This is a genomic window from Amycolatopsis thailandensis, assembly GCF_002234405.1.
Taxonomy (GTDB): Bacteria; Actinomycetota; Actinomycetes; order Mycobacteriales; family Pseudonocardiaceae; genus Amycolatopsis; species Amycolatopsis thailandensis.
This window is the reverse complement of sequence record NZ_NMQT01000273.1, coordinates 1-543: the sequence shown is the minus strand read 5'-3', so window position 1 is coordinate 543 and position 543 is coordinate 1. Positions and strand designations below refer to the sequence as shown.

The following is a 543-nucleotide window of genomic DNA, read 5'->3' as shown; positions in this document are numbered from 1 at the left end:
CGATTCCCACGACCCCAGCACGAACCCCCGGACGCCGTCGAGCCAGCCTGAACGCAGTAACTGGGTCAGCATCCGGTCGATCCGGTACACGTTCTCGGTGACGTCCTCCAGCAGCACGATCGCGTCTCGCGCCGAGCCCTGCTCCGGAGTTCCGAGGCCGGAGGCCAGGAGTGCGAGGTTGCCGCCGATGAGCGTGCCGGTCACGGTCCCCGGCACGAGCGGGGACGACGTCGACGAGGTGATCGTCCGTACCGCGTCCGGCTCGAACAACGACAGTCGCAGGTGTTCGGCGGCCACCGCGTCGAAGAGGGTGGTCGCGGGCATGGGGGAGAACAGCGTTTCCAGTCCCAAGTGGACGTTCACGGCCCGGTGCAGCGCGGTCACGTCGCTCGACCCGGCGAACGTCTTGGGGCCGGCCGCCCGCAGGTAGGGCCAGTCGACGAGGTCGAGCATTCTCTGGGAGCCGTAGCCGCCGCGGGCGGCGAGAACGCAGGTCACCTTCGGATCCAGCCAGGCTCGGGTGAACTCGGCCGCCCGCGCCTC

General features: G+C 69.8%; 1 protein-coding gene. It reads right to left on the bottom strand.

All coding sequences use genetic code 11. From position 1 onward, the window contains the following. A partial coding sequence (locus tag CFP71_RS42260) for a S66 peptidase family protein (protein WP_143267297.1) occupies nucleotides 1-543 on the bottom strand: 543 nt, incomplete at both ends.